This is a genomic window from Umezawaea endophytica (assembly GCF_025061645.1).
In the GTDB taxonomy this organism is placed as follows: Bacteria; Actinomycetota; Actinomycetes; order Mycobacteriales; family Pseudonocardiaceae; genus Umezawaea; species Umezawaea endophytica.
This window is the reverse complement of the sequence record NZ_JANYMP010000015.1, coordinates 1-15,958: the sequence shown is the minus strand read 5'-3', so window position 1 is coordinate 15,958 and position 15,958 is coordinate 1. Positions and strand designations below refer to the sequence as shown.

Sequence of the window (15,958 nt, the reverse complement as noted above, 5' to 3'; positions counted from 1 at the left end):
CGGGGCGAACCCCGATGGCCCTCGACACGGCGTGCGCTAGTGGCCCGCGATGGCCTTGACGCGCGGGCTGTCCTCGTCGACGTGGTAGTCGGCGGGAGCGGTCTGGTCGGTGCCGTTGAACACCCGCGCCTTGCGGGCGATCAGCGTGACGACGACCGCGACCACGATGTTCGCGACCAGCGAGACGAAGCCGACGTAGATCTGCACGGTCGACCCGCCGAAGGGGTGCCAGCCGAGCAGCGACAGCTTGTCCAGCGCCAGCGCGGAGCCACCGAAGTGGTTCTTGCCCGCCGCCGCGTTCGGGATCGTGTAGAGCAGGTACATGCCCCAGCCCATGCCGACGACCCAGCCCGCGATCATGCCCCACACGTGGAACCAGCGGGTGTAGAGCGCGATGGCGACGGCCGGCAGCGTCTGGAGGATCATGACGCCGCCGATGAGCTGGAGGTCGATGGAGAACTGCGGGTCGATGAACAGGATGAACGCGACCGCGCCGAACTTCACCACCAGCGAGGCCAGCTTGGCCTGCTTGGCCTCCTGCGCCGGGGTGGCGTCCTTCTTGACGTACTCCTTGTAGATGTTGCGGGTCCACAGGTTCGCTGCCGCGATCGACATGATCGCCGCCGGGACCAGCGCGCCGATGCCGATGGCGGCGAAGGCGATGCCCGCGAACCAGGACGGGAACTCCTGGCCGAACAGCACCGGCACGATGGTGTTCGTGTCCGGCCGACCGGTCGCCTGGTTGGTGATCGGCTTGACGCCCGCGCTGATGGCGACGTAGCCGAGCAGCGCCAGCAGGCCGAGGAGCAGCGAGTACGCGGGCAGCGCCACCATGTTCCGCTTGATCACCTTGCGGCCCCGCGAGGCGAGGATGCCGGTGAGGGAGTGCGGGTACAGGAACAGCGCCAGCGCCGAGCCGAGTGCCAGGGTCGCGTACTGGAGCTGGTTGTTGGCGTTGAGCAGCGTGCCGTCGGCGGGTGCCGGGGTCGCGTCGAACTTCGCCTGCGCGTCGCCGAAGATCTCGCCCCAGCCGCCGAACTTGCTCGGCAGGTAGATCACCGCGACGATGATCACCAGGTAGATCAGCGTGTCCTTGACGAACGCGATCAGCGCGGGCGCGCGCAGGCCGGACTGGTAGGTGTAGAGCGCCAGCACGACGAACGCGACGAACAGCGGCAGGTGGCCGAGGATGCCGCTGCCGTTGAGGCCCATCGTGCGCAGCACGGCCTCCAGGCCGACGAGTTGCAGCGCGATGTACGGCATGGTCGCGACGATGCCGGTGACCGCGATGATCAGCGCCAGCCAGTGCGAGCCGTAGCGGCCCCGCACGAAGTCGGCGGGCGTGACGTACCCGTGCACCCGCGACACCGACCACATGCGGACCAGCGGCAGGAAGACGATCGGGTACAGGATCACGGTGTACGGGAGGGCGAAGAAGCCCATCGCGCCCGCGCCGAACATCAGCGCCGGGACGGCGACGAACGTGTAGGCCGTGTAGAGGTCACCACCCACCAGGAACCAGGTGATCCACGAGCCGAACTTGCGGCCGCCGAGCCCCCACTCGTCGAGGTGTTCGAGGGTGTCGCCCTGCTTCCACTTCGCCGCGAAGAACCCCAGCACGGTGACCAGCAGGAACAGGACCGTGAACACGATGAACTCGGTCCACTGCATCAGCGCTTCCCCTTCTTCGGGTCGCCGGCGTCGAGGTCGTCCACCGCGAGGTGGTCGGCTCCGTGCTCCACCGGCTCGTCCTTGGTCTTGATGAAGACCAGGCCAACGCACAGGACCCCTACCGGGACGAACGCGAACTGGTACCAGTAGAAGAACGGCAAGCCGAGCACCGCGGGTTTCGCGATGTTGAAGAACGGCGTGATCAACATCAACAGCGGAACCAGCAGCAGCAGGTTCCAGTTGCTCCAGCGCAAACCGCTGGTCTGTGGAGCAGAAGGCATGTTGCCCCTCCGTACGGCCCTGGTTACTCAGGTGTTTCGAGATGTTAGGCCGGAGGGGTCTTGAGCGTCACCGTGTCGAGTGGACCGATCGCGGAGAGAAGGACCGAATCGTGACCAACTAGCGGCCGGACAGCCTGGTCACCAAATGAGACTCGGCCGTGTCGAAGTAGCGGAGCAGTTCCCGCTCGGCCTCGGCGACGGAACCGGCGTCGAGCAGCGCCAGGATGGCCTGGTTCATCGGCAGGTAGTCCTGGTAGAACTCGCGCGGGTTGCCCATCACGTAGAACGCCAGCCTCAGCTCGGCGAGCAGCCGCTGCACCTCCTCGTCCAGCCGCAGGCTGCCCGCGAGCGCGGTGATGGCCCGGTGGAAGCGGATGTTCGCCGTGCCGACGTCCAGCCAGTTGTCCGTCTCCGCGCCGCGCACGCCGAACGCGACGGCGTCCCGGACGCCCTGCCTGGCCCCTTCGGTCGCACCGGACCAGCGGCGGATGGCGCCGCACTCGATCACCCGGCGGGCGGCGTAGATGTCCGCGACCTCCTCGACGCCCGGTTCGCACACGAAGACGCCCCGGCTGTGCTCGTGAACGAGCAGGCGTTCGTGCGTGAGCAGGCGGAACGCCTCGCGCAGCGTGTTGCGGGAGATGCTGAGCGCCTCGGAGATGGCCTTCTCGTTGAGCTGGAGGCCGGGGGTCAGCTCGCCGTCGAGCATCCGGTCGCGGAGCCTGTCCGCGACGCGTTCGGCGCGGGCCCGGTCCTGGCTGAGGCGGTCGTCTGCGAGGGAGCCCAGCCAGTCGTGGGACGGCGCCGTGGTCATCCGCCCATCTTACCGGTTTGGAGTATTGAAGGATTGTTGAACAATCCTTACCTTGGTACCAGGGAGGAGGAGACCACCATGGACCTCAACGCGGACCTCGGGGAGAGCTTCGGCCACTGGCGACTCGGTGACGACGAAGCCCTCCTCACCATCGTCACCAGCGCGAACGTCGCCTGCGGCTTCCACGCGGGTGATCCGGACACCATGCTGCGCACCTGTCGGCTGGCCGCCGAGCACGGGGTCACGGTCGGCGCCCACGTCGGCTACCGCGACCTCGCGGGGTTCGGACGGCGGTTCGTCGACGTCGCCCCGGCCACGCTGACCGCCGAGGTGCTCTACCAACTGGGCGGGCTCGACGCGTGCGCGAAGGCCGCCGGAACGCGGATCGGGTACGTGAAACCCCACGGCGCGCTGTACAACGCGCTGGTCAGGCACGAGACGCAGGCCGACGCCGTGGTCGACGCGGTGCGCGCCTACGACCCGACGCTGACGGTGCTGGGCCTGCCGGGGGCCGTGTGGCTCAAGCGGGCCGACGTGGCCGGGCTGCCGGTGCGGTTCGAGGCGTTCGCCGACCGCGCGTACACGGCGGCGGGCGGGCTGGTGCCGCGCGAACGGCCGGGAGCGGTGCTGCACGACCCGGCGCAGATCGCCAGGCGGAGCGTCCAGCTCGCCACCGAGGGGACCGTGACGAGCATCGACGGCCGGACCATCCGAGCCCGCGTGGACTCGATCTGCGTGCACGGCGACAACCCCAACGCGGTGATCATCGCGAGTTCCGTGCGCGACGCGCTCACCGCCGCAGGTGTGAAGTTAAAAGCTTTCAGCCTGGAAAACCGCAGGTTGACGGCCTGAGCCAACCGAGTGGGGTACCGGCACCCTCGGTGATCGGAAACGATCACAGCGTGACCCGTGAAAGCACCCACCGACTGCGCGCCCTCGTGCCCGCCGCTGTCGCCCTGTCCCTGCTCATCACACCTGCTGTCGCGACCGCCCAGCAGGACACCCCCGCCCGCCCGTGCTTCGACCCCGCCGCTCCGCTGAGCGTCGAGGAGCAACGGCTCGACGACGTCCTCGTCGCGGGAGGCCCCGCCGTCGGCCCCGAACTGGTCCGGCTGGCGGGCTTCACCGCGAGCGTCCAGCGGTTCACCGAGAGGCTGTGCGCCACCCCGTCGGCCCGCGCCGCCAAGCAGCTCGTCAGCTCCACCGGCGCCGACCTGTGGAAGACCGCGGTCAAGCGCGCCCAGAGCACCCAGACCACGTGGGACGCCTACGACGACCGGCCCCTGTACTGGGCGCGGCTGCACCTGACCAAGGCGCTCCGCCAGTGGACGCCGCGCAACGCCGTCAGCGCGGCCGACCGGGCGGCGCTGCTCGAGTCGGTCGACCGCACCTCCCGCGGCGTGACCGACGTGCGGTTCCCGGCCCAGCCGGGCGTGCGCAGGATCGTGGTGACCGGCTTCGACCCGTTCCAGCTCCAGGGCACGTCCGTGCGGCGCGGCAACCCGGCGGGCGCGGCGGCGCTGCAACTGGACGGCAAGGTGTTCGACACCCCGGAGGGCAAGGTCGTCGTGCAGGCCGCCGTGCTGCCGGTGCTGTGGGGCGCGTTCGACGAGGGCGTCGTGGAGGCCGTCTACGGCACTGCGCTGGAGGCGCAGGTCAAGCCGGACGCGTTCGTGACGATCAGCCAGGGCAGGCCCGGCCGGTTCGACGTCGAGCGCTGGGCGTCGCGGTGGCGCGGCGGGTTCCCGGACAACAACGACGCCTCGTCGCGCGGCCCGGTGCCGGACGCGGCGGGCTGGCCGCAGCCGTCGACCGAGTTCATCGAGACCACGCTGCCGTTCCAGGAGATGATCGACGCGGGCACCGGCCCGTTCACGGTCCAGCTCAACCGGTCCTTCTGCGAGTGGCCGGTCGGCAGCGTCCCCGGCACCGGCCCCATGTCGTGCCGCACCGACGAGCCCACGCCCGGCGCGGCGGCGGCGTCCGGCGGCGGTGGTGACTACCTGTCCAACGAGAGCATGTACCGCGCCAACCGCGTGCGGACCGGCCTCGGGGCGACGACCGTGCTCGGCGGCCACCTGCACACTCCGGTGCTCACCCAGCCCGTCGACCCGGCGGCGCTGACCGACGCCGCGTTCGAGGCGCAGCGGCGGGACATCGCCAACCAGGCCGTGGCGCTGGTCGGGGTCGTCTGATCTTCTCCACAGCCTGTGCACAGTTTTCCACACAGGCTGTGGACAACTTGGAATCAGCCCAGTTCACAGCATGTGGATAGGTGTGCACAACCAGGAAGACCCGGTGGACGGCACTGGCCACCGGGTCTTCCTGTCCACACCTCGGGCGATCAGCCCAGGCGTTGCTTCAGCGCGTCGAACTCGTCGCGCAGCGAGGTGGGCAGCTTGTCGCCGATCTTGGCGAACCACTCCTCGATGAGCGGGATCTCGGCCTTCCACTCGTCCACGTCGACCTTCAGCGCGGTCTCGATGTCCTCGGTCGAGGCGTCCAGGCCCGCCAGGTCCAGCGCGTCGGCCGTCGGCACGTGGCCGACCGGCGTCTCCACGGCGGCCGCCTTGCCCTCGATGCGCTCGATCGCCCACTTCAGGACACGGGCGTTCTCGCCGAAACCGGGCCACAGGAAGCGCTTGTCCTCACCGCGGCGGAACCAGTTGACGTAGAAGATCTTCGGCAGCTTCGCGGCGTCGGCGTTCTTGCCGACCTCGATCCAGTGCTTGAAGTAGTCGCCCGCGTTGTAGCCGATGAACGGCAGCATCGCCATCGGGTCGCGGCGCACGACGCCGACCTTGCCGGTGGCGGCCGCGGTCGTCTCGCTGGACAGCGTGGCGCCCATGAACACGCCGTGCTGCCAGTCGCGCGACTCGGTGACCAGCGGGATCGTCGTGGCGCGGCGGCCACCGAAGAAGATCGCCGAGATCGGCACGCCCTTCGGGTCCTCCCACTCCGGCGCCTTGATGTCGCACTGGGCGATCGGCGTGCAGTAGCGCGAGTTCGGGTGCGACGACAGCTCGCCGCTGTCCGGCGTCCAGTCCTGCTTCTTCCACGAGGTCAGGTGCGCGGGCGGCTCGCCCATGCCCTCCCACCACACGTCGCCGTCGTCCGTCAGCGCCACGTTCGTGAACAGCGAGTTGCCCTTCGCGATGGTGCGCATCGCGTTCGGGTTCGTGTGGTAGTCCGTGCCAGGCGCGACGCCGAAGAAGCCGTTCTCCGGGTTCACGGCGTACAACTGGCCGTCGTCGCCGAAGCGCATCCAGGCGATGTCGTCGCCCAGTGTCTCGACCTTCCAGCCGGGGATGCTCGGCTCCAGCATCGCCAGGTTGGTCTTGCCGCACGCCGACGGGAACGCCGCGGCGATGTAGTAGACCTTGCTCTCCGGCGAGGTGAGCTTGAGGATCAGCATGTGCTCGGCGAGCCAGCCCTCGTCGCGCGCCATCACCGAGGCGATGCGCAGCGAGTAGCACTTCTTGCCCAGCAGGGCGTTGCCGCCGTAACCCGAGCCGAACGACCAGATCGTCCGCTCCTCGGGGAACTGGGTGATGTACTTCGTGTCGTTGCACGGCCACGGCACGTCGGCCTGGCCGTCTTCGAGCGGCGCGCCGATCGAGTGCAGCGCCTTCACGTACTTGGCGTCCTCGCCGAACTTCGCGAGCGCCTTGTCCCCCATGCGGGTCATGATGTGCATGGACACGACCACGTACTCGGAGTCGGTGATCTCGACGCCCAGCATCGGCTCGTCAGCGTCGAGCGGGCCCATGCAGAACGGGATCACGTACATCGTGCGGCCGCGCATCGAGCCCCGGTAGAGCTCGGTCATGATGGCCTTCATCTCCGAAGGGTCCATCCAGTTGTTCGTGGGGCCCGAATCGGCCTCGTCGACGGAGCAGATGAACGTGCGCTCCTCGACCCGTGCCACGTCGGTCGGGTCGGACGCGGCCCAGAACGAGTTCTGCTTCTTCTTCAGGGGCACGAACGTCCCGGCGTCGACGAGCTTTCCGGTGAGCCGTGTCCATTCCGCCTCGGTTCCGTCCGCCCACACGACCTCGTCGGGACAGGTCAGATCGGCCACTTCGCGGACCCAGGACAACAGGCCTGCATGGTTGGTAGGTGCCTCGTCGAGACCGGGAATGGTCACTGCCGTCATCTCGTCTCGTCTCCTGACTGCGCCACAGCCCACTTGGACGTCGTCGTCCGGCGTGGGACGACAACGTCCTCGGAAATAGCTCCACAACGTCCGGGGGAACCCGGACGTTCTGTGAAGGGGATAGACCGAGGCTAGCGGGGTTAATCCTCGGTTACCGGCGGCTGACCTGTCGGGTGCCTCACAAGACCGATTCTGGAATCGATTCAGCACCCGTTCAGCTAACGAAAAACTGTGACCTGCGCTTTATCCGCGAAAAATCAAGTGCCCCCCGTGCGTCGAACGGCACAGGGGGCACTTTTGGAGAGCGAAAGTGGGAGCGCTCTCAATGGTCCGGACCATTGAGTGTTCCAGTTCGATTCAGTGGGATCTCCGTGGAATCCCGACTTCGGGTCTAGTTCGGACTGATCCACTGCCCGGTGGTGGAATCGATTCGCACGACCCCGGAAACCGATCCGAACGGCTCCTCGCGGTCGTCCTCCACCCACACGTCGTCCTCCGACAGCACACCGCTCTTGCTGTCCGGCACGTACTTGCCCTCGGCATCGATGTGGCCGCGCTCGACCTCGGTCCACGTGTCCTCGGCGGTGTGCTTGGTCATCACGACCTCGCCCTCCGTCGTGATCTCCGTCGCCAGGTCGGCCCTGCCGTCCCCGTCGACGTCGGTGAACAGCCACGTGTCGCCCTGGTCGTCCCGCACCACGGCGGTGTCCGCCCGGCCGTCGCCGTCGGTGTCCTCGGTCGGCACGCCCACGTTCTGGTCGCCGCCGTCCGTGTCGACGATGATCGCCTGGCCCGCGTTCGTGTTCGTCTGCTCGTGCGCGTCGGCCGGTTCGACCGAGATCCACTCGCCGGAGTGCCCGTCGAACCGCGCCTGCGCGACCAGGTTCCCGTCCCGGTCGAACGTGCTCATCAGGTCGGCGTCGCCGTCCCTGTCCGTGTCGGTGAACGTCAGGTGCCCGCCGTCGTCGGTCTCCACGACAGCGCTGTCCTCGACACCGTCGTGGTCCAGGTCGTAGGTCGTCTCGGCGGTGTACTCCTCGCCCTCGACGGTGACCTTGAGCTCGCCGTCGGCTCCGCCGTTCTCGTCGATGTACACCGGGTCACCCTCCTGAGCGTTTCGTACCGGTACGACCCACGTTAGGCCGATTCGGTTCCACAGGTGAGGTTCCACACCCGTTTCGTGCTAGTCCGAACGGACGGAACGGCTCAGCCCCGGTCGCGGACGGCGCGGATGCGGCCGAGGAGCTGGTCCACCTGGGTCCGGCCCGCGCGGACCTCGGCCTGGCGGCGGGTGACGACCTGGAGTTCGCGGCCGCGTTCGCCCGCCTCCATCCGGAGCGCCTTGTCGACCTCGCGCAGCTCGGCCTCGATGGCCTCGACACGCCTGCCGAGCGCCTCGTCCAGTGCCAGCGACAGGTGCTGCTCGGCCGCGATGAGCTGCTCCGCGACGACCTGGTCGACGGTCGAGCGGGCGTCGGCGATGGCGTCGGACAGCCACTGCTTGAGGTGCTGCTTGTCGGCCGAGTGCTTGCGGGTCCTGGCCATCCACCAGCCTGCCCCGAGACCGAGGACGAGGGTCACCGGCAGCACGATCGGGTTCAGCGCGGCCACGCCGAACCCGGCCAGCGGCAGCACGGCCAGCCTGCCCGCGCCCAGACCGCCGGACACGCCCATGAACACCAGCAGCTTGTCCTCGGCGGTCGGCGGGCGCTTGTCCGGTGGCCGCAGCAGGACCGGCTGCTGCCTGCCCCGCGCGAACTGGGCGCGGATCACCGCCAGCTCGTCCGGCGAGAACAGCTCGGCCAGCGACGCGTCCGCCACCTGCGCCAACCTGGCTGCCAGCAGGCCGCTGAGCCTGCCGGACACGACCTGGAGGGCGGCGTCGACCTGCTGCGGCAACGACACCAGCGCTTCGCGGTCCGCCACGTCGATGGCCTGGCGGAACCAGCTCTGCACGTCCCGGACCTGGCGGTTCACCTCGTGCGAGCACTCGACGCGGGCCCGCTGGACCTCGCCGCGCAGCGTGAGCTGCCAGCCCCTGGTGGACGAGCGGCGCTGCGCGTTCAGCTCCTCGCGCCGGGTCCGCAGGGACTCGGCCTCCTCCTCGCCGACGCTCAGCGCGCGCTGCTCGCCTGCGAGGCGGACGTCCAGCTCGGCGAGCACGGTGGCCAGCGCGCGCAGGGTGTTCGCCTCGGCGAGCATCGACGCGCGGCCGACGACCAGCTCCTGCACCGCCGCCTGGAGGCCCGCGATGCCGGACCGCTCGCGCAGCATGGCCGCGGCGTCCGGGTTCGGCGCCTTCGCGGCCATCTCGAACATCCGCGACGACACGGGGTGGAACACGGCGTCGGCGAACCTCGGGGCGTGCCGGGACAGCAGCGCCTTGTTCGCGGCCAGCAGCTCCCGCCAGCCGCGGAACTGGTCCGTCTTGGTCATGGCGAACACGACGGTCTCGACCCGGTCGCCGACGTGGTGCAGGAAGTCCAGCTCACCCCTGGTGAACGGGGCCGAGGAGTCCACCACGAACAGCAGCGCGGTCGCCGACGCCGCGGCCTCCAACGCCAGCTCGCCGTGCGCCGCGTCGAGCCCGCCGACGCCGGGGGTGTCCACGACGGACATCCGCTCCAGCAGCGGCACGGGGACGTCCACCTCGACGTGGCGCGGCGGGAGCTGGCCCGCGGGCAGCTCGTGGGCGGCGGACACCCAGTTGACCAGCTCGGCGCGGTCGAACGGGACGGGCTCCAGCACGCCGGGGTAGCAGGCGCGGGCCGCCCACTCCGTCCCGTGCCGGAACACCAGGTAGGTGCTGGTCGCGACCTCGGCGTCCACCGGTGACAGGCCTGGCGTGGCCAACAGGGCGTTGACCAGGGAACTCTTGCCGCGGTTCGTCTCGCCGACGACGACCACGCTCGGCGTGCGGTCCTTGGCGCCGCGGACCTCGTCGACCCAGTCGGCGGCCTTCGGGTCGATCTCGCGGACCAGCGAGGTCAGCTTCTCCCTGACCTCCTTGACGGTCTGCGGCAGCGCCACCCGCTCAGGCCCTCGCCGTGTACACGGTCACGACGGGCGGGCGCAGCGGCCGTTCGCGGTCGGTGAAGCCGACGACCTCGGTTTCCGCGACCACGCCGTCCAGGGTCGGGTCGTCGGTGGGGACGGTGCCGCCCGCCTCGTGCCGCGACGGGTCGAACCGGGCGCCGTCGGGGCGCACGGCGCGCACCCCGATGTCCGCCAGGCCCTCCTCGATCCGCTCGACGACGCCCGCGCTGCGAGCGCGGTCGAGCGCGTACAGGCAGAGCTGCACCAGCGCTCGCCGCTCGGCCAGCGCCTGGTCGAGCAGTTCGTCGCCGATCGTCTCCATCATGGGTGCCGCCACACCAGTTTGCGACGCGGTCGCCACCGCGTCGGTTCCGTCCCCGCTCACCGCTGCCCCCCGCCGCGAAGCTGCTGCCAGATCAAGAAGTACGCGCGGTGGACCACGTGCGCCACCCGGCCCTGCGCCGGGGTCGCCCCGAACGACGCGAAGGACCGCCACCAGCCCGCGCGGGCCAGCGCGTACGCGACCAGTTCCGGCAGCGGTCGGCCGCGCAGGCCGAGCTGGTCGGGGATGTGCGGGCTGCCACCGACCCGCAGCACCTCCTCCACCAGTTCGGCGGGCATCGCGACCGCGCCGGACGTCACCAGCGTCAACGCCTCCAGCAGCCGCAACTGGTGCGCTTCGGGCTTGGCGAGCAGCACCTCGATGGCGTTGTGCACGCGCTGCCGCTCGCCCGCGTCGCCGGACGCCTGCGCGAGCGCCGTCACGGACGCGAGCGCGGCGGCGGCCTTGATGCCGTCGGCGCGGGCCCGGAACACGGCGTTCAGCTTGGCGCGCACCCCGTCGAGCCCGGAGGAGTCGAGCAGCTTGCGCCGCAGCGCCCCCGCCGTGATCGCGGGTTCGGCGGCGAGCACCGCCAGCGCGCACCGCACGCCGTACAGGTCGAGCCTCTCCATGAGCCGCACCCGCACCCCCGCGGGGACGTCGCACTCCCAACTGGTGAAGAGGTCGGCGGACATCAGCATCATGTCGCGGGTGTCGGCGTCGAGCGCCGCGATCCGGCGCAGCGCCTCGGCGTCGGCGGCGGTGAACCCGCCGGTCTCGGCGGACTCGGCGACCAGGCCGATCACCGGCAGCACGTCCGCGACCCGCGGCTTGAGGATCCGCGCCTGCTTCTCCGCGAGCACCAGCGCGGCCTTCCAGACGTCGCCGTCCGAGCCGTCGACCGACTCGGGCGCGATGGTGTCGGCCTTGTTCAGCACGGCGATGGCGTTCACCGGCCCGGCTTCCCGGCTCGCGGTGGCCGCGGTGAACGCGGCGAGCGCCTGGTGGTCGTCGGCCCGCACGCCCTGCGTCACCACGTACAGCACGGCCTCGGCGCCCGCGACCGCGTTGCGGGACACCGGGTCCAGGTCACCGGCGGCGCCCAGCAGCTCCTCGGTCCTGGCGACCGACGCGGCGTCCAGCGAGCCGAGGCCGGGGGTGTCGATCACCGTCAGGTCCCGCAGCACGGCGTTGGTCAGGTACGCCTCGATGTGCGAGACCTCGTCCACGTCGACGCCGAGCGACGCGGGGATCATCCCCTCCACGTCGAACGGCAGCACCTGCTTGCGGCCGTCGGTGAAGATCACCTCGATCCGGTCGACCGTGCCGTACTGGAACCGGGTGACGAGCCGGGTGCACTCGCCGACCGCGGTCGGCGCGACCCGGCGGCCGATCAGGGCGTTGACCAGCGTCGACTTGCCCGACTTGATGCGGCCCGCGATGGCGACCTGCAACGGGGCCGACAGCCTGCGCAGCACCTCGCGGAAACCGGCGGCGGTCTCCGGCGACACCTGCGGCTGGAGCGCGACGCACAGGGTCGCGACCGCCGCCGAGAGCGGTCCGGCCAACTGTCGCCCTGTCGCCGTGGTCACGGCCAGATCGTGCCACGACCGGGTGGAACGTGGTGCGCGTTCGGTTTCGGACCTCCGCGGTCGGGTATTCGAAGATCGATGCCGTTCGCGGAGGGAGCCAGTCCGATGGACCAGAGCTACGCCGTCTTCCTGTTCCTGGGGATCGTGCTCGTCGCCATCGACGGGCAGTTGATCTACCGCAGCGGTCGGGGGTACCTGAGCAAGGCCTACGGCAACGCGGAGTCGGCCCGGTCGATGAACCGCCTCGTCGCCGTCCTGTTCCACCTCGTCGTGCTCGGCGTGCTCGCGCTGATCTCCACCGCCGACATCGACATCGCCGATCCCACGCAGGCCGTCGTGTTCCGCCTGGGCATCGTGCTGCTCCTGCTCGCGGTGGCGCACGGCGCGACGATGGCGATCCTGGCCCGCATCCGCGACAAGCAGCTCCAGCAGGCGCTGGTCGACGAGATGGCCGAGGAGCACCGGCAGTTCGACGAGAAGCACCGGGGCATCCCGGAGAGCCGCGTCGAGACCCCGCCGGTCGTGGAGCAGCGCACCACGGAGACCCGGACCACCGAGAAGCCCTACTCGACCAGGTAGGCCGCTCGCACGGCCGCGACCGCGGCCTCCACGTCGACACCCAACGCCCTGGCCGTCGTGGCGAACTCCGCCGCGGCGGCCTCGAGCGCGTTCGGGGCTGCGGCGGGAACGGACGCGACGACGGTCCCCTGCCTGCGGCCGGTGCTCAGCACCCCGCCCGCCGCCAGCTCCCGGTACGCCCGCGCCACCGTGCCCGGCGCGATGCCCAGGTCACCCGCGAGCTGCCGGATCGTCGGCAGCCGCGACCCCTCCGGCAGCCAGCCCTGCACGATCAGCCGGGTGATCTGGTCGCGGACCTGGCGCCACGGCGGCACGCCGCTGTCCACGTCGACCACGACCCGCGGCGGCGGCGCGTTCATCTCCGGACGGGCGCTTCGGCGCGCGGCGGGCTGACCAGGCCCCACCCGAGGCCGATCAGCACCAGGCACAGCGCGAGCACCGCGAAGCCGCCCACGTCGGCCGACGTGACGAGCAGACCCGTCATCGCCATCCCCAGCCCGAGCGCGACCCGCGCGCTGCGCAGCCGGAACGCGTCGTCCACGACCTCGTCACCGCTGGTCGGGCGCTTCACGGCCAGCACGATCGCACCGGTGGACGCGAGCACGCAGAAGGCCAGGAGGACGAGCGCGGGCACGGCGACCGGACGGGTCAGGGCGAGCAGTACCACGACGACGTCCACCCCGGTGAAGTACGCGATCAGCCCCCACGTCGGCACCAGGTCGCGGACCCGCCGCGGCACCAGCACGGCCACCCGGCGGACGCCCTTGCTGGGGCGCACGGCGGCGATCAGCTCGGCCAGCAGCATGCCCGCGAGCACCGTGGTCAGGACCTGCGCGGTGAAGTAGCCGTCCTCCAGTGGCAGGAGCCTCGCCTTGGCGTAGCCGATGGCCAGGAACAGCCACGGGTACAGCAGCCGCCGCCGCTTCAGGTACACCTTCGACTCGGCGACCTGCGCGGGTGTCGGGTCGGCCACGTTCCACTTCCGCAGCACCTGGGCGGCGGTCTTGTCGGTCGGCCACAGAGCGATCAGGAGCATCACTCCGACGAACGCCGAGGTCCCCAGTTCGATCGCCATGTCCCGCACGTCGACCCCCTTTGTACCAAGTACTTGATACAAGGATGGCACGGCCGTCAACCTGGAGGCGTACGCGGTTTCAGCCCGTGGCGCGACGCGGGAGGTTCGCCCAGTACCTAATCTTGCGACGTGCAGCGGTTGAGCCTGTGGATGCGAGCCCACCCGGTGTTCGGGGACTCCCTGATCGCCGGGCTCCTCTTCCTGGCCGACCTCACCGCGTTCGCAGGCACCGAGAGGGTGCCCGCGGGCGCGATCTTCCTGGTCGGGCTGATGCTCACCGTGCCGGTGGCGTTCCGCCGCAAGTACCCGCTCGGCAGCAGCTACGTCATCCTGCTCGGCGGGTTCCTCCAGCTCATGACCCACGGCGACATCGACTACGGGCTGCCGGTGCGGGCGGGCGACTTCGCGCTGGCCGTCGCGCTGTACACGATCGTGGCGTACGCGGGCAGGCAGCAGGCGCTGCTCTACTCGATGGCGTTGTTCGTCGGCACGTTCATCTGGGCGATCTGGCGGCTCAGGGACCCGTCGGTCGCGGTGATCCTGACGTTCCTGGTCGCCGTCCTCTTCGGGTTCAGCTGGGCGCTCGGCTCGTTCGTGGGGGCGCGGCGGGCCTACCACTCCGAACTGGAGCAGCGGCTCAAGCTGCTGGAGACCGAACGGGACCAGCAGGCGCGGCTCGCGGTCGGCGAGGAGCGGTCGAGGATCGCCCGCGAGCTGCACGACGTCGTGGCGCACGCGGTGAGCGTGATGATCGTGCAGGCCGACGGCGCGGGGTACGCGATCCGGACGAAGCCGGAACTGGCGGAGGCGGCGGTCAAGACGATCTCCGACACCGGCAGGCAGGCCCTGACCGAACTGCGCCGGCTGCTGGGGGTGCTGCGCAGCGAGGACCAGTCCGGCACGCAGTGGGCGCCGCAGCCCGACGCGCGCGAGCTGCCCAACCTCGCCGAGAACTGCCGGGCCGCCGGGCTGCCGGTGCGCCTGGAGATCATCGGTGACGTGCAGGACCTGCCCGTCGGGGTCGGGCTCAGCGTCTACCGGATCGTCCAGGAGGCGCTGACCAACACGCTCAAGCACGCGGGCACGGGGGCGAACGCCGTGGTCAAGGTGCTGCGCACCGACGAGAAGGTGGTGATCGAGGTGACCGACGACGGTTTCGGCACACCGCACGACCTGGTGGCGGTCTCCGGCGGCAACGGGCTGATCGGCATGCGCGAACGGGCCGGTGTCCTCGGCGGCACGCTCGAAGCGGGCCCCAATCCCGGCGGTGGCTGGCGGGTTCGCGCGGTCATGCCCCTCACGGCGTCCTAGGGTGATCGAGTGATCCGAGTCCTGCTCGTCGACGACCAAGAGCTCATGCGCATGGGCTTCCGCATGGTGCTCGGCGCCCAACCAGACATCGACGTCGTCGGGGAGGCCGCCGACGGCCTCGACGCCGTGCAGCTCGCCGACCAGCTCCGGCCGGACGTCGTGCTGATGGACGTCCGGATGCCCGTGCTGGACGGGGTGGAGGCGACCAAGCGGATCGCCGAGGCGGGCACGTCCAAGATCCTGGTGATGACCACGTTCGACATGGACGAGTACGCGCTGTCCGCGCTGCGCAACGGTGCCAGCGGGTTCCTGCTGAAGGACACCCCGCCCGGTGACCTGGTGTCCGCGTTGCGCGCCGTGGCCAGCGGCGACGCCGTGGTCTCGCCGAGCGTGACGAAGCGGCTGCTGAGCCGGTTCCTCGGCGAGGGCGGTGGCGAGCTGCGCGACGCGGCCGTGCTGGACGTGCTCACCGAGCGGGAGCGCGAGGTGCTGGTGCTCATCGCGAAGGGGCTGTCCAACACGGAGATCGCGCGGAAGCTGTTCCTGTCCGAGGCGACCGTGAAGACCCACGTGGGGCGGATCCTGGCGAAGCTGGAGATCAGGGACCGGGTGCAGGCCGTGGTGCTGGCCTACGAGACCGGTCTGGTGCGTCCGGGGGACATCTGAGACCGGGCCCGGCCGGTGGCGTTACGCGTCACGACACCGGCCGGGGCGGGAGCGGGCCTAGCCGACCTTCTCGATGCGGGCGTTGCGGATCAGGAACTTGCCGGGCTCGCGGACCTGCTCGAAGGCCGCGTTGTTCAGCAGCGCGCAGCTACCCGAGACACCGGTGACGCTGACCGTCGTGGACTTGTTGTTGTCCAGGTTCGTGATCTTCAACTGGGTCCCGACCGGGAACTGGTTGCTGCTGGCGCCGGGAGCGCCGCCCTCACCGGAGAGCGTGACCGTGGAGCCGTTGCAGACGACCTGGCCGGTCGCGGGCTGCGCGGCCGGGGGCTGCGCGGCGGGCTGGGTCGCGGCGGGCTGACCGGCGGCGGGCTGACCCGCGCCCGCACCGCTGACGACCTCGACCTTGTTGTTGCGGATCACGTTCTTGCCCGCTTCGCGGACCTGCTCCATCG

At 70.4% G+C, this 15,958-nt stretch carries 16 protein-coding genes; 5 read left to right on the top strand and 11 right to left on the bottom strand.

Annotation, left to right across the window (positions count from 1 at the left end; translation table 11 throughout):
• Window positions 1-36: 36 nt before the first annotated feature.
• From mctP to NZH93_RS28035, 3 genes are all read right to left on the bottom strand, one after another.
• A complete protein-coding gene (gene mctP / locus NZH93_RS28045; protein WP_259626222.1) occupies window positions 37-1,671 on the bottom strand; it encodes a monocarboxylate uptake permease MctP in 1,635 nt (544 codons plus the stop codon).
• On the bottom strand, window positions 1,671-1,952 hold the full coding sequence (locus tag NZH93_RS28040; protein ID WP_259626221.1) for a DUF3311 domain-containing protein: 282 nt from the start codon (window positions 1,950-1,952) through the stop codon (window positions 1,671-1,673). The genes mctP and NZH93_RS28040 overlap by 1 nt, the downstream gene beginning before the upstream one ends.
• A 118-nt stretch (window positions 1,953-2,070) precedes the next feature.
• Window positions 2,071-2,766 (bottom strand): GntR family transcriptional regulator, encoded by a 696-nt coding sequence (locus NZH93_RS28035; protein WP_259626220.1) that lies wholly within the window; start codon window positions 2,764-2,766, stop codon window positions 2,071-2,073.
• A gap of 78 nt (window positions 2,767-2,844) precedes the next feature.
• Between NZH93_RS28035 and NZH93_RS28030 the strand changes: the two genes are divergently transcribed.
• Together NZH93_RS28030 and NZH93_RS28025 are read left to right on the top strand one after the other, a co-directional pair.
• A complete protein-coding gene (locus tag NZH93_RS28030) occupies window positions 2,845-3,618 on the top strand; it encodes a LamB/YcsF family protein (protein ID WP_259626219.1) in 774 nt (257 codons plus the stop codon).
• A gap of 50 nt (window positions 3,619-3,668) precedes the next feature.
• Window positions 3,669-4,961, top strand: a complete 1,293-nt coding sequence (locus tag NZH93_RS28025; RefSeq protein ID WP_259626218.1) for a PA0049 family protein — start codon at window positions 3,669-3,671, stop codon at window positions 4,959-4,961.
• Between the two features lie 149 nt (window positions 4,962-5,110).
• Here the strand turns inward: NZH93_RS28025 and NZH93_RS28020 are convergent, their stop codons facing one another.
• The 5 genes from NZH93_RS28020 to NZH93_RS28000 form a co-directional block, all read right to left on the bottom strand.
• Entirely contained in the window at window positions 5,111-6,922 is a 1,812-nt protein-coding gene (locus NZH93_RS28020) for a phosphoenolpyruvate carboxykinase (GTP) (protein WP_259626217.1), read from the bottom strand.
• A gap of 391 nt (window positions 6,923-7,313) precedes the next feature.
• Window positions 7,314-8,018 carry a DUF6802 family protein gene (locus NZH93_RS28015; RefSeq protein ID WP_259626216.1) on the bottom strand — a complete coding sequence of 235 codons (705 nt, stop codon included), beginning with the start codon at window positions 8,016-8,018 and terminating at the stop codon, window positions 7,314-7,316.
• 110 nt (window positions 8,019-8,128) lie between these two features.
• Complete coding sequence (locus NZH93_RS28010) at window positions 8,129-9,952, bottom strand: dynamin family protein (protein ID WP_259626215.1); 1,824 nt, start codon at window positions 9,950-9,952, stop codon at window positions 8,129-8,131.
• A gap of 4 nt (window positions 9,953-9,956) precedes the next feature.
• Window positions 9,957-10,283, bottom strand: coding sequence for a nucleotide exchange factor GrpE (gene grpE / locus NZH93_RS28005; protein ID WP_259626214.1), 327 nt, complete (start codon window positions 10,281-10,283; stop codon window positions 9,957-9,959).
• Between the two features lie 56 nt (window positions 10,284-10,339).
• On the bottom strand, window positions 10,340-11,872 hold the full coding sequence (locus NZH93_RS28000) for a dynamin family protein (RefSeq protein ID WP_259626213.1): 1,533 nt from the start codon (window positions 11,870-11,872) through the stop codon (window positions 10,340-10,342).
• A gap of 105 nt (window positions 11,873-11,977) precedes the next feature.
• Here NZH93_RS28000 and NZH93_RS27995 point away from each other — a divergent pair, with 105 nt between their 5' ends.
• Window positions 11,978-12,451, top strand: a complete 474-nt coding sequence (locus tag NZH93_RS27995) for a hypothetical protein (RefSeq protein WP_259626212.1) — start codon at window positions 11,978-11,980, stop codon at window positions 12,449-12,451.
• Here NZH93_RS27995 and NZH93_RS27990 read toward each other — a convergent pair.
• Both NZH93_RS27990 and NZH93_RS27985 read right to left on the bottom strand, forming a co-directional pair.
• The gene (locus tag NZH93_RS27990) at window positions 12,436-12,810 is read right to left on the bottom strand and encodes a GntR family transcriptional regulator (protein ID WP_259626211.1); all 375 of its coding nucleotides are present in this window, start codon (window positions 12,808-12,810) and stop codon (window positions 12,436-12,438) included. The genes NZH93_RS27995 and NZH93_RS27990 overlap by 16 nt on opposite strands.
• Window positions 12,807-13,526: a hypothetical protein gene (locus NZH93_RS27985; protein ID WP_259626210.1), complete on the bottom strand. Its 720-nt coding sequence runs from the start codon at window positions 13,524-13,526 to the stop codon at window positions 12,807-12,809. The genes NZH93_RS27990 and NZH93_RS27985 overlap by 4 nt, the downstream gene beginning before the upstream one ends.
• A gap of 129 nt (window positions 13,527-13,655) precedes the next feature.
• On the opposite strand from NZH93_RS27985, the gene NZH93_RS27980 reads away from it, so the two are divergent.
• The gene (locus tag NZH93_RS27980; RefSeq protein ID WP_443742662.1) at window positions 13,656-14,837 is read left to right on the top strand and encodes a sensor histidine kinase; all 1,182 of its coding nucleotides are present in this window, start codon (window positions 13,656-13,658) and stop codon (window positions 14,835-14,837) included.
• Between the two features lie 9 nt (window positions 14,838-14,846).
• A complete protein-coding gene (locus NZH93_RS27975) occupies window positions 14,847-15,503 on the top strand; it encodes a response regulator (RefSeq protein ID WP_259626209.1) in 657 nt (218 codons plus the stop codon).
• A 57-nt stretch (window positions 15,504-15,560) separates the two neighbouring features.
• Here the strand turns inward: NZH93_RS27975 and NZH93_RS27970 are convergent.
• A partial coding sequence (locus tag NZH93_RS27970; RefSeq protein WP_505011380.1) for an RlpA-like double-psi beta-barrel domain-containing protein occupies window positions 15,561-15,958 on the bottom strand: 398 nt, incomplete at its 5' end.

What these genes read in the sequence shown, in the direction of transcription:
- mctP (WP_259626222.1), bottom strand. Translation starts at nt 1,671, where the DNA reads ATGCAGTGGACCGAGTTCATCGTGTTCACGGTCCTGTTCCTGCTGGTC.
- NZH93_RS28040 (WP_259626221.1), bottom strand. Translation starts at nt 1,952, where the DNA reads ATGCCTTCTGCTCCACAGACCAGCGGTTTGCGCTGGAGCAACTGGAAC.
- NZH93_RS28035 (WP_259626220.1), bottom strand. Translation starts at nt 2,766, where the DNA reads ATGACCACGGCGCCGTCCCACGACTGGCTGGGCTCCCTCGCAGACGAC.
- NZH93_RS28030 (WP_259626219.1), top strand. Translation starts at nt 2,845, where the DNA reads ATGGACCTCAACGCGGACCTCGGGGAGAGCTTCGGCCACTGGCGACTC.
- NZH93_RS28020 (WP_259626217.1), bottom strand. Translation starts at nt 6,922, where the DNA reads ATGACGGCAGTGACCATTCCCGGTCTCGACGAGGCACCTACCAACCAT.
- grpE (WP_259626214.1), bottom strand. Translation starts at nt 10,283, where the DNA reads ATGATGGAGACGATCGGCGACGAACTGCTCGACCAGGCGCTGGCCGAG.
- NZH93_RS27995 (WP_259626212.1), top strand. Translation starts at nt 11,978, where the DNA reads ATGGACCAGAGCTACGCCGTCTTCCTGTTCCTGGGGATCGTGCTCGTC.
- NZH93_RS27990 (WP_259626211.1), bottom strand. Translation starts at nt 12,810, where the DNA reads ATGAACGCGCCGCCGCCGCGGGTCGTGGTCGACGTGGACAGCGGCGTG.
- NZH93_RS27985 (WP_259626210.1), bottom strand. Translation starts at nt 13,526, where the DNA reads ATGGCGATCGAACTGGGGACCTCGGCGTTCGTCGGAGTGATGCTCCTG.